We start from the raw sequence: 19,031 nt of genomic DNA, 5'->3' as shown, positions 1-19,031 counted from the left end.
ATAATCATATCGTGTCATTATAACGCGGGTAACAAGCGTGAAGGTATCTACGGGTTAGCTGACTGTCTTGCTATTTTATAAGCGCAGCAGTTCATGCTAATAATAGTCGAAAGGTAGCCGTTAATGTACCATAGTGTTTATAGTGGTTTTACGCACAGTTGCCGTTATCAAAAAACATCATTCGATTTATCTACATTAAGGAATTTTGTATGTCAGGATTACTAAAAAACCTACCCGCCAAGCTAACTGGTAAGCGACCAGCCAAAGTCTCTGACAACAAAAAACCACCCACCGAAACACCCAGCAGTACGCTAAAACCTATTAACAATCAATTTACCAAACTACTATCTGTCACCAAATACCTACCTGCTAGTGCACGCTCAAGCATTTTGTCTAAAGCCTTTGGTAAAGTCGTGCCTTACGTAGGGACGACAGGTGTGTACTACGAAACCGTCGAACCAAACCAAGTGGTCGTCAGCCTCAACAATGTCAAAGCGGTACAGAACCATATTGGCTCTATTCATGCAGTAGCCATTACCTTGCTGGCTGAAACAGCAACAGGATTTATTTTGGGTTTAAACCTACCCTCTGATCGTATACTACTGATCAAATCCTACTCGGTTAACTTTTATCGTCCGATCAAAAAAGGTCAAATTGCGGCGGTGGCTAGTCTCTCTGATGAGCAGCGCTTGGAGATTTTAAATACACCAAAGGGTGAAATGGTTATTCCTTGCCTCATTGATGATCGTGAGTCTGACAGTGACCGCGACCCTATCGTAGTCGAGATGACTTGGGCCTGGATTCCAAAATCTGAGCTAGAAGCACGTCGCAAAGGCTCGGCGGACAAAACTGTAGAAAGTGAGACCGTTGATAGTAAATAATGAGTTGGATTGAGGTAACCTGTGCTATTTACTTCTTGTAATGCAGGTTACCTATTGGCAATCAATGAGATAAGTGCGCGATGTTCACATCGCGCACTTATCTATCTACAGCCTCGCTGGTCGTCTTGTACTCACTACATCAGTCACCACTGCTCTATTTTTGCTTATTAGCTGTCTTGTCCAATCATTTGTATATCACCGAACTTAGATCAGAATTAGACCAGTATTTCGTCATCTGCTACTGCGCTTTCCTTTGTGACTCGCAGCACCTCTTCTAACGTCGTTCGCCCCTCTATCACTTTACGTAGACCATCGGCGCGAATCGATGGCGTTTGTAGGCGCGCATATTCTTCTAGCTCATACTCAGCAGTATTGCTATGGATCATACGGCGCAGCGTATCATCAACTGGCACGACTTCATATATCGCGGTACGACCTCTAAACCCTGATTGATTGCATTTATCACAGCCAACGGGTTTCGGTAAGCGAATGGACGTGTTGACTGCCTTTTCATTATTATCATCTGCATCTGACGCCATGCCAACTTCGGCAAAAAGCTTGGCTTGCTCCGTATCTGCTGCCTGCCAGTCATGACAATGTGGACACAAAGTACGCACCAAACGCTGCGCTACCACACCAATGAGCGAAGACGATAGTAAAAATGGCTCAACACCCATGTCTTGCAAGCGCGTCACTGCACCAATAGCCGTGTTGGTATGTAATGTCGACAAGACCAGGTGCCCTGTCAAAGAAGCCTGTACAGCAATCTCCGCCGTCTCTAAGTCACGAATTTCACCTACCATCACGACATCGGGGTCTTGGCGCAACATCGCTCGTAGACTCTTTGCAAAGGTCATATCTACTTTATTATTCACTTGCGTTTGTCCAATACCATCCAGCTGAAACTCAATGGGATCTTCGGCGGTCAAGATATTACGAGTTTGGTCATTCAGATCAGTCAATGCAGAATACAGCGTGGTGGTCTTGCCTGAACCCGTCGGCCCTGTCACCAAAATAATGCCATGTGGACGATGAATCAAACGTTTAAGCTCGGTATAATCATTATCAGACAGCCCCAAATACGTCATATTTAGGCGACCTGCTTGCTTGTCTAATAGTCGCATCACCACGCGCTCGCCGAAGCTCGATGGCAGTGTCGATACGCGCACATCTACTTCGCGCCCTGCCAATCGCAAACTAATGCGACCATCTTGCGGTACACGTTTTTCAGCGATATCTAACTTTGCCATGACTTTGATACGCGAGACTAATAATGGCGCCAGCTGGCGTTTTGGGGTGATGATTTCTTTTAGCTCACCATCGACACGAAAGCGAACAACCAAGCGTTTTTCGAAAGTCTCTATATGGATATCGGATGCACTTAGACGAATGGCTTCGGACAGTAATGCATTGATCAGACGGATAATAGGCGCGTCGTCCTGCTGATCCATCAGGTCTTCAGTTTCGGGGACACTGTCTGCTAGGCTATCAAGGTCAGGATTATCTTCAAGACCAGCGGCGATATGCTGCGACTCTCCTGTGTTGCCAGCGTAAGCGGCGTTCATACGTTTTTCAAAGTCATCCGCGCTGATACTTTCGTAAGTAGGCACGCTGCGGCTACCTTGCTGCTGCAAAAACCGCACCGCTTCATTAATTGCAGATAATGGTGTGGCTTTTGTCAGTACTAACGTCGGCGGCAACTCAGGGTCAATCGCGAGTATCGCCAAAATCTGATGGCGTTTCGCAAAACTGTACGGTAACTGCATCATAAAGACGACCTAATAAAAAATAGTATCAAAAACCAAATCATAGCCGAGCGTTGTAAACACCTTGTACACCACTGACCAAACCAAAAAGAGTGCAAGTAAGATTGGATGAGTTTGTTATAATAGCATTTTGTTTTAGACGCGTATTGTTTTATGCGGTGGGCAATTTTGGCTATCACCATTCGCTTAAGGTTACGCTATATATAGACATCGATTTTTTATTTTGCTGATGGTGCGCTATTATTGTCTATTTCACTTTTTAATATTATAAAGACGGCTCATGATATTTCGCTATAATCAATGTCATACCATGTAGGGGCGTTGCTCGGCAATGACTTGCCGTACTTGCGCCTATATCTTTTATGTCTGAATTATTTTCAACCGATTATATCTACCTCGCCCGCTCGCCATTAGGATTTTTAGTTATGTCAGAGAACGTTAGCACTGCTACTCACCCGACACCACTTTTGCAAGATACTTTTACCGTTGGTAGTCGTACCTTTTCCTCCCGTCTATTGGTCGGTACAGGCAAATATAAAGACATGACTGAGACCGGAGAAGCCATTGCCGCTTCAGCAGCAGAGATCGTGACCGTTGCTATTCGTCGTGTCAACATTGGTCAAAATAGCAATGAGCCTAATTTGCTCGATGTCATCTCACCTGACAAATACACCATTTTGCCCAACACTGCTGGTTGCTTCGATGCCGAAACAGCCATTCGTACGTGCAAGCTGGCTCGCGAGCTATTAGGTGGACATAATTTGGTCAAGCTTGAGGTATTGGGCGATGAAAAAACTCTTTATCCCAACGTTACCGAGACATTGAAGGCAGCTCAGGTATTGGTCGATGATGGTTTTGAAGTCATGGTTTATAGCTCAGATGATCCGATCGTCGCACAAGAGCTAGAGAGCATGGGCTGCGTCGCTATTATGCCACTTGGCAGCTTGATTGGTTCTGGACTTGGCTTACTGAATCGTCATACACTCAGTCTTATCATCGAAAATGCCAAAGTGCCTGTATTGGTCGATGCAGGGGTCGGTACAGCGTCTGATGCGGCGATTGCTATGGAGCTTGGTTGTGATGGCGTCCTGATGAACTCTGCTATTGCTAACGCCCAAAACCCAGTTATGATGGCACATGCCATGAAGCATGCTGTATGGGCAGGTCGCGCTGCGTTCATGGCAGGTCGTATGCCGATGCGTAAGATGGCGACGGCCAGCTCACCGCAGACAGGGTACTTCTTTCAGTAAGTAGTTAGACTGAACCACCCTTATAAAAACCAATTATAAAACAATAAGACAGAAAGACTCTTTGTTCAGCGCTCTGTCAGCTATCATTTATTATTCATTATCGTCATAAAAGGATTTATTATGCGACTTCTCACAGCAGTCGACCAGTTGTTCTTACTTCTCGAGTCGCGTAAACAGCCCATGCATGTTGGCGGATTGTTTTTATTTGAATTACCAGAAGGTGCTGATAGTGATTTTGTCTATCAGCTGGTACAGCAAATGCAAAACTCTGATGTGCCGCCAAGCTTCCCGTTTAATCAGGTGCTAGAGCATTTGGTGTTTTGGAAAAAAGACAAAGATTTCGATGTGGAGCACCATTTTCACCATGTCGCACTTCCAAGTCCTGGGCGCGTTCGTGAGCTGTTGATGTATGTGTCAAGAGAGCATGGACGACTGCTAGATCGGGCGATGCCTCTGTGGGAATGTCATATCATTGAAGGGATTGAGCCAGAGGTAGAAGGCGGTCCTGAACGATTTGCTTGGTATTTTAAGATTCATCACTCACTCGTTGATGGTATCGCTGCGATGCGTCTGGTCAAAAAGTCCTTATCGCAGTCTCCTGCTGAGCCTGTCACGCTACCCGTGTGGTCACTGATGGCGCGCCACCGTAACCAAGTCAACGCTATCTTGCCTGCCGAAAGATCCATCAAAAAGATCTTAAAAGAGCAGATATCAACCATCAAACCGGTATTTACAGAGTTGGTAGATAACCTCAAGAACTACGGTGATGAAGGCTATGTCGGTACGTTTGATGCGCCGATGAGTATCTTAAATAAGCGTATATCAGCATCGCGCCGAATCGCGGCGCAGTCCTATGATATACAGCGCTTCAATATGATTGCTGACAGACTCAAAATCAGTAGAAATGATGTGGTTCTAGCCGTCTGTGCTGGGGCTATACGTCGTTATCTGATATCCATGGATGCGTTGCCAAGCAAGCCGCTCATTGCTTTTGTGCCCATGTCACTACGCACTGACAACAGCATATCGGGCAATCAATTGTCATTTATATTGGCAAACTTGGGCACGCATTTAGACGATCCGATGCGTAGAGTAGAGCTGATCCACCGTAGTATGAATAACGGCAAGCGCCGCTTTCGCCGTATGAATCAAGCGCAAGTCATTAACTACAGTATCGTTTCATACGCATGGGAAGGTATTAATCTAGCGACTGGGCTGTTCCCTAAAAAACAGGCGTTTAACCTAATTATTTCTAACGTTCCAGGCTCTGAGAAACCTCTCTACTGGAATGGTGCACGTTTGCAGTCTTTGTACCCCGCTTCTATCGTATTTAATGGTCAAGCCATGAATATCACCTTAGCCAGTTATTTGGATAGGATTGAGTTTGGTATAACTGCATGTAGCAAAGCATTGCCGCGTGTACAGGACATGCTGATGCTGATAGAGGAAGAATTGCAATTGCTAGAGACCACCAGTAAAGAGATGGCGTTTAAAGGCATTACTGTTGAAGACAAAAGTGGCTACAAGGGTGATAATAAAACAAAAAAGCTGGCTCCATAACGGAACCAGCTTTTTGTTGTTTGGATAACAGCTATTTACTCTTCAGATAACCCAGTGCTATTAGCTATCTGTTGGATAATTGCGCATTTCGTCTGCGCTTAGATAGCGTTGCCCCAGATTGGCACGACTGTCTGCATCAATGGCTTGAGCAGCTTAACGTTACAAGCAAAGATCGAACCTGACGTCATAGAGTTGTGCGCGCCCGTGTGATCAACCACAACGCCGCGTGCTTCAGTCACAATCAACTCACCTGCTGCGATATCCCAAGGCTTGATAGACATCTCAAAATAACCGTCAAAACGACCAGCCGCAACGTAACATAGATCAAGCGCAGCTGAACCCATACGACGTACCTGACCACCTGCCTCAGATACCTTTTGTAAGCTCTCAAAATGCTGTTTAGCAAAAGAGACCACTTCGCCATTACGCTTACGCTCAAGCGGATGACCAGTCGTAAAGAAACCACCATCAATGGTTTTGCGTTCGCTCACTTGCATACGGCGATTGTTCAAGCGCGCGCCTTTACCACGGCTGGCTGAGAACATCTCATCACGAACAGGATCATAGACCACACCATGTTGGGTGACGCCTTTGTGCTGTACAGCGATAGATACACAGAACTGCGGTACACCATGTACAAAGTTTTTGGTGCCATCTAGTGGGTCGATAATCCAGCACCAGTCAGCATCTTCACCGCGACCTTCTTGCATACCAAACTCTTCACCCAAAAACGAATGATCAGGGTAGCTGGCTTTTAGCGTCTCGATTGTGAGCTCTTCGCTAAAGCGATCGATACGCGTAACCAGACCATCAAGTCCTTTAGACTCAATATCTAACTCAATTTTGTGGCGGTTTTGATGCGCATATAAAATCTCTTTACCAACTTTTTCAGCAGTACGCGCTGCGATGACGACCATGGGTTCCATAAATAACCTATTTGCTTGATGAATGAATATAAAAAATAAGACCAACTCTGTGCCCACAACATGCCAAACAGCCGCCGCATCACACCACATCTATGCGATTTAAAAACGTGCCTTTCATAAATGAAAACTTATAAACGACAATCGCATTATACTAAAATTGTTCGATAAAAACGAAAAAACCATTACGCTGACGATACCAATGTTTTGGTAGCCACAGACACTGCGCAAGTTGTAAAAAAGTTAGCACCTACGGCTAGCAGGCGTTTGCTCTGTTTAGAGAGCTAATATCTGTGTCATTCAATGTATATTTAAAGTATTGAGTGACACAATCATAGAATGAAATAATCCGTGCTATGACAAGAGCTGCTTGAGCTGCCCTATCACACCAGCGACGTCTAGACCACAGTCTGCCAATTGCTCTGTTTGCGAGCCGTGAGCGATAAAGCGATCAGAAATTCCTATATTACTAACTGACGGACGCTGACGTTTGAAGGCTGTAGATTCATTGAGTAAATACTCATTTACCGCGCTACCTGCGCCGCCCATAACCATGTGCTCTTCTAGCGTTGCAATATGAGTTACCCCTTGCGCCAACAATCTTTCAATCATCGCCGTATCTAGAGGTTTTACCCAGCGCATATTGATCACATGTACCTGACACGCCAGCGTGGTGTCGATGGCTATGCTCTCAGCTGCTTGCTGTGCTGTTGCCACCATCGTACCAAATGCCAGTAATGCAAGCTTATGAGGCGCATCATCGTTGCCAATGACTGACTCGACAACCGCTTCACCAATTTTATAAACTTGTGCTGGTTGCTCGATAGCAGCGCCAGTACCCGTGCCGCGCGGATAACGCACAGCAGTGCAGCCTTGGTATTCATAGCAGGTATTGAGCAGATGGTAGCACTCGTTCTCATTTTTTGGTGCTGCAATGATGACATTAGGAATACCACGCAAAAACCCAAAATCGAACACGCCAGCGTGCGTAGCACCGTCTTCACCCACTAACCCTGCTCGATCGATGGCAAACATCACATCAAGATTTTGCAAAGCCACATCATGAATCAGCTGATCATAACCGCGCTGCAAAAACGTCGAGTAAATCGCGACAATAGGTTTAACGCCTTGGGTTGCCATACCTGCAGCTAGCGTGACGGCATGTTGCTCAGCGATAGCCACATCGAAAAAACGCTCTGGGAAATGACGAGCAAAGTCAATCATCCCTGAGCCTTCTTCCATAGCAGGCGTGATTGCCAACAGCTTATCGTCCTCGTCCGCTTTATCACATAAGAACTTGCCAAATACTTGCGAGTACTTCAGCGCAGGTTTTGCATATTGTTTAGTTGGTTCTATAGACTCGCTCGGCGTGTCATCATGACTCTCGGCGGGTAGCTTACTAATCGCATGATAACCAACCGGATCTAATTCTGCTGGCGCAAAGCCTTTGCCCTTGGTGGTATATATATGTACCAAGACTGGGCCTTTGATCTGCTTTGCTAATGACAACACTCGCAAGAGTTCAGGAATATCATGCCCATCGAATGGACCAAAATAGGCAAAGCCAATCGCTTTGAACAAATTGTCTTCTAACTGCGGTACGGCGCGATGTTCGGTATGACGTTTACGACGGTCAAATGCTTGCATGTCAGGGCGCTTACACAGCATCGGCTCGCCTGTATCAGAAATATCGACTTGATAGCCTGACTCCCAAAGCATTGCTAAATGCCGTGAAAAGCCACCAATAGAGCAAGATATCGACATGTCGTTATCATTTAAGATAACCAGTAGATCAGCGTCTTGTTGTACGGCATCGTTCATCGCCTCAAACGCCATGCCGCCTGTCATTGCCCCGTCACCAATGATACAAGCAACCGTTTGTGCTCGGCCTTGATAGCGTAGCGCTAGACTCATGCCCAGACCTGCTGAGATAGAAGTCGATGAATGCCCCACACCAAAAGTATCGTAAACAGACTCAGCGCGCTCAGGAAATGCCGTCAGACCATCTTTAGATCTAATGGTCGCCAACTGATCACGGCGACCAGTCAATACTTTGTGCGCGTAGGCTTGATGCCCCACATCCCATACAATCTGATCTTGCGGCATATCAAGCAAATAATGCAACACAATGGTCAGCTCAATCACACCCAAATTAGCGCCAAAATGTCCCCCACTCTGACCGGCTGAATACAGCAAAAAAAGACGCAGCTCATCAGCTAGCGTAATTAGCTGAGCTGATGACAACATATTCATATCAGAGGGAGAATCTATCGAATCAAGCAATGGCGTATTAGGGCGTACACGTGGGATCACAGTATAAGTCTGCTGTAAGCTCGATAGCTGGGCAGCAGGATCAGATACTGATGCAGATAGGGACTGAGACTTTGGGGAGTGAGGTGACTGCTGCATAAACCGTACGATACCTACCAATCTGCTGACAAGACGCGCCTGTAGTATAGTTAAGACTACAACCAAGGCACGCCAATAATATCTACATCGTTATTGATGTAATCGACCATATAATTATTCATGCAACTTTTACGTGTATATAGCTGCGCTACGTATACCGTCAGCACACTACCCTAGTAGATCATGCCTTAAGACTACGTGTTTGATACTGCGTGGTGCGTTGATACTGTGTGCTTCACCGCTAAGGACTATATTCAGGGCTGTGTTAGAGACTGTTATTATGCCCTATTAGTTTGCATCAATATCGGATGTTAGTGACGACATAGTAATGTAAGGGTATAGACTTGTCACTGTATCCGTCAAAATAGTATGGCATAATAGCATTTTTTTTTAATTGTCGCTTTAATCATCGTGCGTCGTATGTGAACTTTGTGTGTTTTTATAATAAATACAATAAGCACGCGCTCTTTACGAACAGGGTATACTGATAATATCTTAGCCAAATTATATAGGTTAGGATATCGTCGCTGTTTTAGTACAGACATCACAGACGCTTTACCGCCACGATTATAGGCTTATGCAGGACAGTAATGTCATATCAATTTATCACTAGTGCCAAATTACCAACTCGTCACGGCGAGTTCGATATTCATATCTTTGAGAACGACGAGGGTCAAGAGCATGTGATGTTGACCGCTGGCCTGTCTGCGGTCGATCAAGAGACCAGCAGCACGACTGCACAGCACTCAATCAATACTGACTCGGTCTCTCCAGTTCCACTGGTTCGTATTCATTCTGAATGCCTGACGGGTGATGCCTTTAGCTCATTGAAGTGTGACTGTGGTCCGCAGCTCAACAGCGCGATGCAAGCGATACAAGAAGCTGGGTGCGGTGCAATTTTGTATCTTCGTCAAGAAGGTCGCGGTATTGGTCTGACCAACAAGATTCGCGCTTATGCCCTGCAAGACCAAGGACACGATACGCTAGATGCCAATCTCATGTTAGGGTTGCCTGCTGATGCGCGTATATATGACATGTGCGGGCCGATGCTGGCACATATCGGCGTTGACGCTGTGAGACTCATCACTAATAACCCAAATAAGGTTGCTTATCTGACCAAGCACGGTATCGATGTCGTTGAACGTGTGCCCATGCTCGTTGGCGTAAACGACATGAATGCTGAATACCTAGCAACTAAGCGCGACAGAATGGGACATCTACTGGATCAAGACCTCAGTCTCGACAAAGACTTTAATACAGCCATACACCTAAACAAATAGACAGCTTATGAGTATTTCACACACAGACAACATGACAGACTTGCCCGAGATCGCCTCAGTAGCAACGCCAACCAACAGCGACATCATGCGAGTACGTGAGTTTTTGGTTGATTTGCAGGCACGTATTTGTGACTCTCTAGAGGCGCAAGAGCGTGATGGTGGCGGCAATGCCACCTTTGTTCCTGATAATTGGGAGCGTGCAGAAGGCGGTGGCGGTCGGTCATGCGTGTTGGCCGATGGCGCGGTCATCGAAAAAGCAGGCGTGATGTTCAGCCATATTCATGTCCACAATCTGCCAGCCTCAGCGACGGCACGCCATCCTAATATCGCTGGCCGAAAAGCCCAGGCGATGGGCGTCTCACTGGTTGTCCATCCCAAAAACCCTAACGTGCCGACCAGCCATGCCAATGTACGTCTGTTTGTGGCAGAAGCAGAAGGCGAAGCGCCTATTTGGTGGTTTGGTGGTGGTTTTGATTTGACCCCTTTTTATCCTGTTTTGGCAGACTGCGTGCACTGGCATCAGGTGTGCCATGATTTATGTGCGCCATTTGGTGATAATATTTATGCTGATTTCAAGCAGTGGTGCGATGAGTATTTTCATCTGCGTCATCGCGATGAACAACGCGGTATCGGTGGCCTGTTCTATGATGACGTCAGTACCGAGAGTCGCGGCTGGGATTTTGAGACTTGCTTTGACTTTATGAAAGCAGTTGGTAATGGTTATCTTGACGGCATCATGCCCATCTTTGAGCAGCGTAAAAATACCCCTTATACTGATGAGCAGCGTGAATTTCAGCTCTATCGTCGTGGTCGTTATGTTGAATACAACCTTGTCTACGATCGTGGGACGTTGTTCGGATTACAAAGTAATGGACGTATCGAATCTATACTAGTCAGTATGCCGCCACTTGCTAGCTGGCATTATCGCCTCGAGCCTGCTGAAGGCACGCCTGAGTTTGAGTTGACTGACTATTATCTGAAGCCCCGTAATTGGCTGGCATTAGAGGTCCATAAATAGTTCGTATTTGTCAGTACTTGCTATCATCATTATCAGGAGTTCTGGTTTTTTTAAAGAACTCCCATCAAGTCAGCTGCAATAGCTGACTTTTTTCGTTCAAAAATTTCTATTTATCGTGTACGTTATTGCGTTTTTACAGCAAAAAACAAAAGTATAAAAACAAAAAAACTGAGCACTGAGTCTACACGTCTTAAACATCTTCACAATAACCTGAACGCTTACGAGGATATAACAACTATATCATCACCATTTTGCAGATAACGGCTACAATAAGAGAAGTTCTTTGACGGTCACTGTACATAAAAGAATTTTCGGCAGTATTTTTATAATAATATTTTAGGCAAAGTGAGCGTTTACAATGACGTCTGCGATTGGCCAAGTTTAAAGGAGTAAGTCATATGGCACAGGTTCACACCAACAAATCTTTAAAGTCTTTATTCAGCATTACCTTGATGGCAGCTGCATTAGGTTTAACCGCCTGTAGCAGTCCAGCAGATGATTCTGATATCAAAGCACGACAAGACAGTATGAAAAGCTGGGGCGATGCGATGGGCGTCATGGGTGATATGGTCAAAGCGCCTGATACATTCGATGCTGCAGTGTTCAAAGAACAAGCCGCATTCTTAGCAGAAGACGCTTCAAGTCCTTGGAGTCATTTTGAAAACCAAGAATCTATGGGTAACGCGACTGAAGCTGTTTGGTCAAATGCTGATGGCTTCAGTGCTGAAGCAGATAATTTCCAAAAAGTGACTGCTGATCTGAGCGCTGCTGCACAGACAGCTACGAGTGCCAGTGACGTTCAGCCTGCTTTTGGTGAAGTGGGTGCAAGCTGCAAATCGTGCCACACAGAATTTAGAGCAAAGAATGACTAACACTATGCACTCATAAAAAATAGCCAAACAAAAACCACCCTATCAAAAATAGCGTGGTTTTTTCGTTTTTGAAATTAAGTTTCGTCAGCCGCAAACAGTACATTGCGGACCACAGAGCGCGAGTCTGCTGATCCACCTAGCGAGCCTGATAGTATCCCTACAGCTGCCAAAAAAGCCGCTAGACGCATGTGAGCTGCAAAGGTTGCGCTATCCTTGTCAGAGGTCCATGTACTCATCAATGGGTCTGGAAACACAAAGACCACCACACCATACATGAGCACACCAAACATAAAAAACAGACAGATCAAAGTCAGCATCAGTGCGACATAAGTCGCTCCAGCCGTGACCACAGAGCTCTCTGACGTCTGCCCTCGCCGCGTGGATACTAGCCGAAAGGAAAAAGCGCGATACAGTACAAACGTGGCTGCCAAAAAACTTGCTACTACAAATATCATTAACTGACTATAAGAGACCGAGGCTGCAAAGTCCCAAGTCTCGCCGCCGAAGATGAGCACAATAATCACTGATAGCGCGGTTGCGATCATGGTTGGCAGTTTGGTAGCGATACGCAAAGGATTGGCGCGAATAGCCCCGCGAAGAATACGTGGAAGATTACCAAAAGCATGCCGCATAATAAAAGCAAATTTACTGCCTTCAGAGTAACGATCATTAGCTTCACGTGGCAAGTTTTTACTCATTTGCTGATACTGCGTACTTGTGAAGTGCCGCATGGTATCAAGATCATCTGGCACTTGGACGCGTGCCATATAGTTGGTTGGTGTGTCTGCGTAGTTGAGATTGAGTAGCCGTCCAAAACAATGCAACATTAGGCTGGCTAAACGCTCGGTACGTAGCGCTGGCTTAGGAGTGCTGTTTTCTCCATAGGCGATCAAACGGCGCGTTGAGATCACAGCGACATTGGTGATTTGTGAAGGAAGGGCCAAAAGATAGGACATCGACGCCGCTGCAACTTCTACGTCCGTAATGATAAGCAGAAAAGCAAGTTTGCGTTCGGTTTTCTCATTGATACCGATTTGAATGAAATCAAGCGCCAAATAACCGTTTTCGCTCGAGTTAAGACTAGGACCTGCAAAAGAAAAGGATTCGACCTGTACCGCTAGATTCTGCTGGACGATCTGACTAAAGGTAGCCGTTGCTGCCGCCGTCAGATCATTGAAAGCACCGTCGCTCTCTTGTCCAGCCATATCGAGCCTCATAATACCGACAGCGAGATTTCTATCGGTCACTGAGGGATGCAGCGGGTCAAATGAGAACTCTGTACCAGCCAAGCTACTCGGTCACCGGTTTGTTGGTTTCGTTAGTGTGGTTAGCGTCTTCACCTTGTTGCTCGTTTATTTGCTTAACAATAGACTTTACTGAAGGGTCGCTCAAATCTATCGTGCGGATTGGGAACGGAATATTGATGTCTGCTGCATCAAGAGCGTTTTTGATCTCGACGATCACTTGATGAATCGAGGTGACTTTGTTGGCCTGCGTGCCATCTTCGATGAACCAGCGTACCATCAGATCCATAGACGAGCCACCGAACCCTGTCGCAATTACGCTAGGTGTGGCCTTCTTTGATACGCTACTGACTTTGTCTAGTGCTTGTAAGATCTCAGCTTTTGCGGTTTCGATATCATCCTCATAACCAATACCAACCGCCACTTGTAGACGACGCTGTTTATAAGCAGTATTAACCGTCAATGCCGAGGTATACAGCTCCGAGTTTGGGATAACCACTTGCCTACCATCATACGTTTTAATGGTCGTTGCACGAATTTTGATATCTTCAACCGTACCTTCGTAGTCCCCTGAGACAATCTGATCGCCAATACGAAATGGCTCTGATATCAGCAATAAAATACCAGAGAGTAGGTTTTGGAAAATGTCTTTGAAGGCAAAACCAATCGCAACCGAACCGATACCAAGCGCACCGATGAGCTTAGCAGGCGTAAATCCTGGAATAGCAACGACCATGGCAATCATAAAGCCAATAAACAAAATAAGTGCCCCGCCTATCCGCTGGAACACCTTTACCAAGTTTTGATGACGCACGCGCGCGCCTAGTATTTTATGTACCACTTTTTTGAATACAATAGACAATAGCCAAAAAATACCCAGAACAATAAGCGCCGCCACAAAGTATGGAATGCGCTCGATAAAGCCGCTCGCCAAATCTTGCGTGGTATAGACCACTTGTTGATAGATGGTCACACCATCGGTTAGCGTGTTCGATATGCGGCTCACATCAGGGGTGGGCATAAAGGGTTACTCCTATTATTGTTTTAGCGCGTGTTTAAGGGATAAATAACTGGCTGCATTGCTAATTACAATATCTCAATTACGACATCAAATCAGCTTGTACGATTTCGATCCAGTAGCCATCGACATCTTTGATAAAGGCAATGTTTTTCATACTGCCATCTTCTGGACGTTTTTTGAATTCGACATCGTTCTTATCAAACCAAACAACCGCCTCTTCTAAATTCGGTACGCTAAAACAAATATGACCAAAACCTTGCGGGTCTTGATTGCCATCATGGTAACTAAAGCCTGGCTTTGTCTCAGTGCCATAGTTATGAGTCAGCTCTAAAATACCACGCTGACGGAACGCAAAAATTTCTAAATCCTCACCGGATGGTAGGTTTTCACGCTCGCTCTCGGTCAATTTTGCTAAGAAATACAAATCAAACCCCATATCAGGGAACTTTTTGACCGCAAGCAGTGTCATACCCAGAACGCCCGTGTAGAACGCTAATGATTTGGCGGGATCTTTGACGCGTAGCATCGTATGGTTAAAGGTAAATCCTGTCGTTTGCGCGGAGATTGATTGAACGCCATCAGTACTAACGCTGCTGGCTGGCTGGTTTATGATTGAGTCATTATTGTTAGAGGGAGCAGACATAATTATCCTAATATAATTCAATAAATAGATTTACGGTTGCGCGAGACTCGGCTGTCACGATTCGCGCATCCCTCTCATCATAATAAAAAATAGCAAAATAAGTGATAGGGTTTTGTAAGAGTATGAACAAAGTATGTTCATACTTAAGCAAATATTAGCTGTCTAAGAATTTGACCTTCCCTGTTGCCAAGTCATACTCAGCCCCAACGACGAGCAGCTTACCACTATTGGTCAAATCCTCTAGTGCACGTGATCCATGCTTTAGCTGACTGACGGACATACGTACGTTGGCACGGATAGAGCGATCGACCAGCTCGTCTGCATCGACAGATTGACCATTGGCAGTCGCCAATTCATGTAAGTTATAGACACTTGGACGAATACGATCAACGATAGACTGTAAGTTAGGCGAGTAATTCTGTTCAGGATTAATCAAAGTCTCAACACAAGCGGTAACCGCACCGCACTGGGAGTGTCCAAGGACAACCACCAACTGCGTACCAAAGGCCTCTGCTGCAAACTCGATTGAGCCTATCTGTGAAGGTGCTACCACATTGCCCGCAACACGTATGACAAACAAGTCTCCCAATCCTTGATCAAAGACAATCTCAACAGGTACTCGTGCATCAGAGCAGCCCAAAATAATGGCCAATGGATTCTGGTCTTTGACCAGTTCTGGGCGGCGCTGCATATATTCATCGGTACTGGTAAGGCTATCCACGTAGCGGGCGTTACCTTCTTTTAACAGCTCAAGCGCTTCTTGACCGGTTGTTGGACGTGTATCGTTAGGCATGAGAGATCCTTTATTATCAATAATATGAGAGTTATGAGTGGCTTTACATATATATTCAAACATGGGTATACGCACAACTACCAGCTTATCACGCGCATGATGTTTGTCAGCCATATTGTGATTGTATAGGAATAACAGCCAAAAAATGATAAAAAACTTTGTTTAAATGTCATTATGTAAAGCACATATCACTGGAAACATCGCCGTGTTTATCGCTGTCATAGCGGTAAGGCTCGCATCACTGATAACGAACTTGCACTGATTTGCATCAAGGGTTTGCTATAATGTGCAGGAGTCAGGCAACAATCAAACAGTAATCAAATCGTGCTTACGCTCCTGCCAGTTTTTTGATGGCAGCGAGCGACCTCGATGGCCACGCCAGCTACTATATCGGATGCTTAGGAACAGATATTATGACCGACCCATCTCAAAACACGCACACCACTTCTGCGTCTCTTCATGATGACAAGACACTACTGAAAATAACGGGTCTCAAAAAAACCTACGATCAAACCGAAGTGCTAAAAGACATCAACCTTGATATTAAGCATGGTGAGTTTCTGACATTGCTAGGCCCATCAGGATGTGGCAAAACCACATTGCTACGCTTGATTGCTGGTTTTGAGCAACCAAATGCAGGCGCCATACACTTGGATGGCGTACAAATGGCAGGTTTGCCTGCTGATAAACGCCCGGTTAATACGGTTTTTCAGCAGTATGCGTTGTTTCCACACATGAGCGTCGCGCAAAATGTCGCGTATGGACTGACACTAAAAAAAGTACCGAAAGATGAGATTCAAACGCGGGTCAGTGAGATGTTAGCTATGGTGCAGCTAGAGCATTTAGCCAATCGCAAACCACAAGACTTATCTGGTGGACAGCAGCAGCGCGTGGCAATTGCCCGCGCCGTAATTAATCGACCCAAACTACTCTTGCTCGATGAGCCACTATCTGCGCTCGATCACAAACTGCGTTTGCAAATGCAGTCTGAGCTAAAGCGCTTGCAGCGCGAGCTGGGCATTACCTTTGTGTTTGTGACCCATGACCAAGAGGAAGCGCTATCGATGTCAGACCGTATCGCGGTGATGAAAGATGGCACGTTCCAGCAAATCGGTACCCCTATCGAGATTTACGAGACCCCCGCCAATTTGTTTACCGCCAAGTTCATTGGTGAGACTAACCTATTTAGAGCCGAAGTTAAGGGCGTCTATCCAGACCAGCCAGATCGTGACGGTAACGTGACCAATGGACGCATTGAAGTTGAAGTCTGTGAAGCACAGGCGCAAGAGGGACCAACCACGCGTCGTAATCTGCGTCGACCCAATTTTGCCAATGATGTACAAGTGGGCGACATTGTCAATTTATTACTACGCCCTGAAGATCTGCGTATATATGATCCAAAAGACAATGAGCATAATGGACTAATAGGTCGCGTCATCGAAAGTAACTATAAGGGCAGTACCTTAGATTCTATTATTGAATTGGCCAATGGTCATATTATTAAGGCCTCTGAATTCTTTGATGAAGACGACCCAAGCTTTGATTATAAATTAAACGAAGGGGTAAAAGTCTCATGGGTCGATGGCTGGGAGTGGGTATTGCCAGATGATACTGACCATGTACATAATTCGACTGCACAAAAGGATGGGAGCTAATGGCACGCAATCACCTAAGCAGCAAAAGTCCATTTCGTACGGTCACGCTCTGGCTAATTTGGGGTTGGTTACTTATTTTTGCACTACTACCAAATATATTGGTAATCGCGGTCAGCTTTTTGACCCGAGACAGTAGTGATTTTATTAGTTTGCCTTTCAGCATCGACAGCTATGTGCGCATGGTTGATCCGTTATACTTTGAGGTCTTTGTTCATTCATTGTGGATGGCAGGTATCACAACGGTGATCTGCTTGCTACTCGGCTACCCTTTTGCGTGGCTAGTATCTAGGGTAAAAGTACGATGGCAACCGCTACTTATGCTGCTATTGATACTGCCATTTTGGACCAACTCTTTGGTACGAACGTATGCACTTAAGCTATTGTTTGCTAACAATGGATTGATTAACAAGTCGCTACTCGCCATCGGTGTGATCGATACCCCTATCGATATTTTATATACACAAGGCGCGGTGATTGCAGGCCTCACGTACTTGTTATTCCCCTTTATGGTATTGCCGCTATATGCCGTGTTTACCGACTTACGCAATGATATGCTGCTCGCCTCACAAGATTTGGGTGCATCAAGAACACAGACTTTTTGGCATGTGGTACTGCCTTTAACGACACCGGGTATCATCTCTGGCGTACTGCTCGTGCTTTTACCGGCGATGGGTATGTTTTATGTGGCGGATATTTTGGGCGGTTCTCGGAACTTACTGGTCGGTAATATCATCAAAAACCAGTTTTTGGACGCGCGTGACTGGCCCTTTGGTGCTGCGGCGAGCGTGCTATTGACGCTTGCAATGGCAGTACTACTGCTGGCTTACCGTGCTAGTAGCCGCCGTATTGGCAAAACTGACTTCAACGAGGTGGCCTAATGTCTTATAGCTCACCCAACAAAACAACTCGTAAGCTGAAGATTGGCAGTATCGCAGCCAAAAGCTATCTCGGACTTATTTATACCTTGTTATATCTACCTATCATTGTCTTGGTAGTGATGTCATTTAATAAGTCAAAAATCGGCTACAATTGGGGCGGCTTCAGTTTAAAATGGTATGAGTCGCTATTTAATAACCAAGCGATGCTCGATGCGTTTTGGCACTCTATTGTCTTGGGGTTAGTCGCGGCTACCGTCTCAACCTTAATAGGAACACTCACAGCACTAGCGCTACACCGTTATAATTTTCGCGGTAAAGGCTTACTAAACGGGCTGCTGTTTGTACTTATGATGTCACCTGAGATTGTACTGGCTATCTCGTTATTAGCACTGTTTTTGTTGATCGGTCTACAGTTAGGTTTTGTGTCTTTGTTATTGGCGCACATTACCTTTTGCTTGCCTTTTGTGGTCATTACCGTCTTTGCACGACTGAGTAGTCTAGATGAGCGCTTGATGGAAGCGGCACGTGATTTGGGCGCTAGCGAATCGACGATGGTACGTACAGTGCTCATTCCCGTTATTCTGCCTGCGGTTATGGCAGGTTGGTTGCTTGCTTTTACCTTGTCGCTAGATGATGTGGTGGTATCGACCTTTGTCACCGGACCGAGTTATGAGATTTTACCGCTACGTATTTACTCTATGGTACGGGTCGGTCTCAAGCCAGAGGTCAACGCGATAGGTACATTATTATTGGTTGCTTCACTAGTATTGGTGGTTATCTCACAGCTGTTATTACGTAAGCGCTAAATGTTGATTGCTCATTAACTACTCATTATTGA

At 45.6% G+C, this 19,031-nt stretch carries 16 protein-coding genes; 9 read left to right on the top strand and 7 right to left on the bottom strand.

Annotation, left to right across the window (positions count from 1 at the left end; translation table 11 throughout):
• Positions 1-209 precede the first annotated feature (209 nt).
• Positions 210-881: a DUF4442 domain-containing protein gene (locus AC5JPY_RS09255; protein WP_443525287.1), complete on the top strand. Its 672-nt coding sequence runs from the start codon at positions 210-212 to the stop codon at positions 879-881.
• Positions 882-1,096: 215 nt separating this feature from the next.
• Here the strand turns inward: AC5JPY_RS09255 and gspE are convergent, their stop codons facing one another.
• Positions 1,097-2,650, bottom strand: coding sequence for a type II secretion system ATPase GspE (gene gspE / locus AC5JPY_RS09250; protein WP_443525286.1), 1,554 nt, complete (start codon positions 2,648-2,650; stop codon positions 1,097-1,099).
• A gap of 464 nt (positions 2,651-3,114) precedes the next feature.
• Between gspE and AC5JPY_RS09245 the strand changes: the two genes are divergently transcribed.
• Positions 3,115-3,897, top strand: coding sequence for a thiazole synthase (locus AC5JPY_RS09245; RefSeq protein WP_443525549.1), 783 nt, complete (start codon positions 3,115-3,117; stop codon positions 3,895-3,897).
• 120 nt (positions 3,898-4,017) lie between these two features.
• Positions 4,018-5,457: a WS/DGAT/MGAT family O-acyltransferase gene (locus tag AC5JPY_RS09240; RefSeq protein WP_443525284.1), complete on the top strand. Its 1,440-nt coding sequence runs from the start codon at positions 4,018-4,020 to the stop codon at positions 5,455-5,457.
• Between the two features lie 98 nt (positions 5,458-5,555).
• Here AC5JPY_RS09240 and AC5JPY_RS09235 read toward each other — a convergent pair whose 3' ends face one another.
• Positions 5,556-6,383, bottom strand: a complete 828-nt coding sequence (locus AC5JPY_RS09235) for an inositol monophosphatase family protein (protein WP_443525283.1) — start codon at positions 6,381-6,383, stop codon at positions 5,556-5,558.
• A 351-nt stretch (positions 6,384-6,734) separates the two neighbouring features.
• Complete coding sequence (dxs, locus tag AC5JPY_RS09230; RefSeq protein ID WP_443525281.1) at positions 6,735-8,789, bottom strand: 1-deoxy-D-xylulose-5-phosphate synthase; 2,055 nt, start codon at positions 8,787-8,789, stop codon at positions 6,735-6,737.
• Positions 8,790-9,379: 590 nt separating this feature from the next.
• On the opposite strand from dxs, the gene ribA reads away from it, so the two are divergent.
• The 3 genes from ribA (at position 9,380) to AC5JPY_RS09215 (ending at position 11,959) form a co-directional block, all read left to right on the top strand.
• Entirely contained in the window at positions 9,380-10,069 is a 690-nt protein-coding gene (ribA, locus tag AC5JPY_RS09225) for a GTP cyclohydrolase II (RefSeq protein ID WP_443525280.1), read from the top strand.
• 31 nt (positions 10,070-10,100) lie between these two features.
• The gene (gene hemF / locus AC5JPY_RS09220; RefSeq protein WP_443525547.1) at positions 10,101-11,087 is read left to right on the top strand and encodes an oxygen-dependent coproporphyrinogen oxidase; all 987 of its coding nucleotides are present in this window, start codon (positions 10,101-10,103) and stop codon (positions 11,085-11,087) included.
• A gap of 398 nt (positions 11,088-11,485) precedes the next feature.
• Positions 11,486-11,959, top strand: coding sequence for a c-type cytochrome (locus tag AC5JPY_RS09215; protein WP_319051174.1), 474 nt, complete (start codon positions 11,486-11,488; stop codon positions 11,957-11,959).
• 74 nt (positions 11,960-12,033) lie between these two features.
• Here AC5JPY_RS09215 and AC5JPY_RS09210 read toward each other — a convergent pair whose 3' ends face one another.
• From AC5JPY_RS09210 to AC5JPY_RS09195, 4 genes are all read right to left on the bottom strand, one after another.
• Positions 12,034-13,164 carry a hypothetical protein gene (locus AC5JPY_RS09210; RefSeq protein ID WP_443525279.1) on the bottom strand — a complete coding sequence of 377 codons (1,131 nt, stop codon included), beginning with the start codon at positions 13,162-13,164 and terminating at the stop codon, positions 12,034-12,036.
• An 85-nt stretch (positions 13,165-13,249) separates the two neighbouring features.
• Positions 13,250-14,224: a mechanosensitive ion channel family protein gene (locus AC5JPY_RS09205; RefSeq protein WP_443525278.1), complete on the bottom strand. Its 975-nt coding sequence runs from the start codon at positions 14,222-14,224 to the stop codon at positions 13,250-13,252.
• A gap of 79 nt (positions 14,225-14,303) precedes the next feature.
• Positions 14,304-14,867, bottom strand: coding sequence for a lactoylglutathione lyase (gene gloA, locus AC5JPY_RS09200; protein WP_443525277.1), 564 nt, complete (start codon positions 14,865-14,867; stop codon positions 14,304-14,306).
• Between the two features lie 154 nt (positions 14,868-15,021).
• Entirely contained in the window at positions 15,022-15,660 is a 639-nt protein-coding gene (locus tag AC5JPY_RS09195) for a carbonic anhydrase (RefSeq protein ID WP_319051178.1), read from the bottom strand.
• 413 nt (positions 15,661-16,073) lie between these two features.
• Here AC5JPY_RS09195 and potA point away from each other — a divergent pair, with 413 nt between their 5' ends.
• From potA to potC, 3 genes are read left to right on the top strand one after another with little or no spacing between them, the layout of a single operon-like run.
• Positions 16,074-17,315, top strand: coding sequence for a spermidine/putrescine ABC transporter ATP-binding protein PotA (gene potA / locus AC5JPY_RS09190; RefSeq protein ID WP_443525276.1), 1,242 nt, complete (start codon positions 16,074-16,076; stop codon positions 17,313-17,315).
• Positions 17,315-18,193 (top strand): spermidine/putrescine ABC transporter permease PotB, encoded by an 879-nt coding sequence (potB, locus tag AC5JPY_RS09185; RefSeq protein WP_443525275.1) that lies wholly within the window; start codon positions 17,315-17,317, stop codon positions 18,191-18,193. Before potA ends, potB begins: the two co-directional genes overlap by 1 nt.
• Positions 18,193-18,999, top strand: a complete 807-nt coding sequence (gene potC / locus AC5JPY_RS09180) for a spermidine/putrescine ABC transporter permease PotC (protein ID WP_443525274.1) — start codon at positions 18,193-18,195, stop codon at positions 18,997-18,999. Before potB ends, potC begins: the two co-directional genes overlap by 1 nt.
• Positions 19,000-19,031 lie beyond the last annotated feature (32 nt).

This window comes from Psychrobacter sp. H27 (assembly GCF_059072655.1).
The sequence above is the reverse complement of the archived record's forward strand: the minus strand, read 5'-3'. Positions and strand labels throughout refer to the sequence as shown.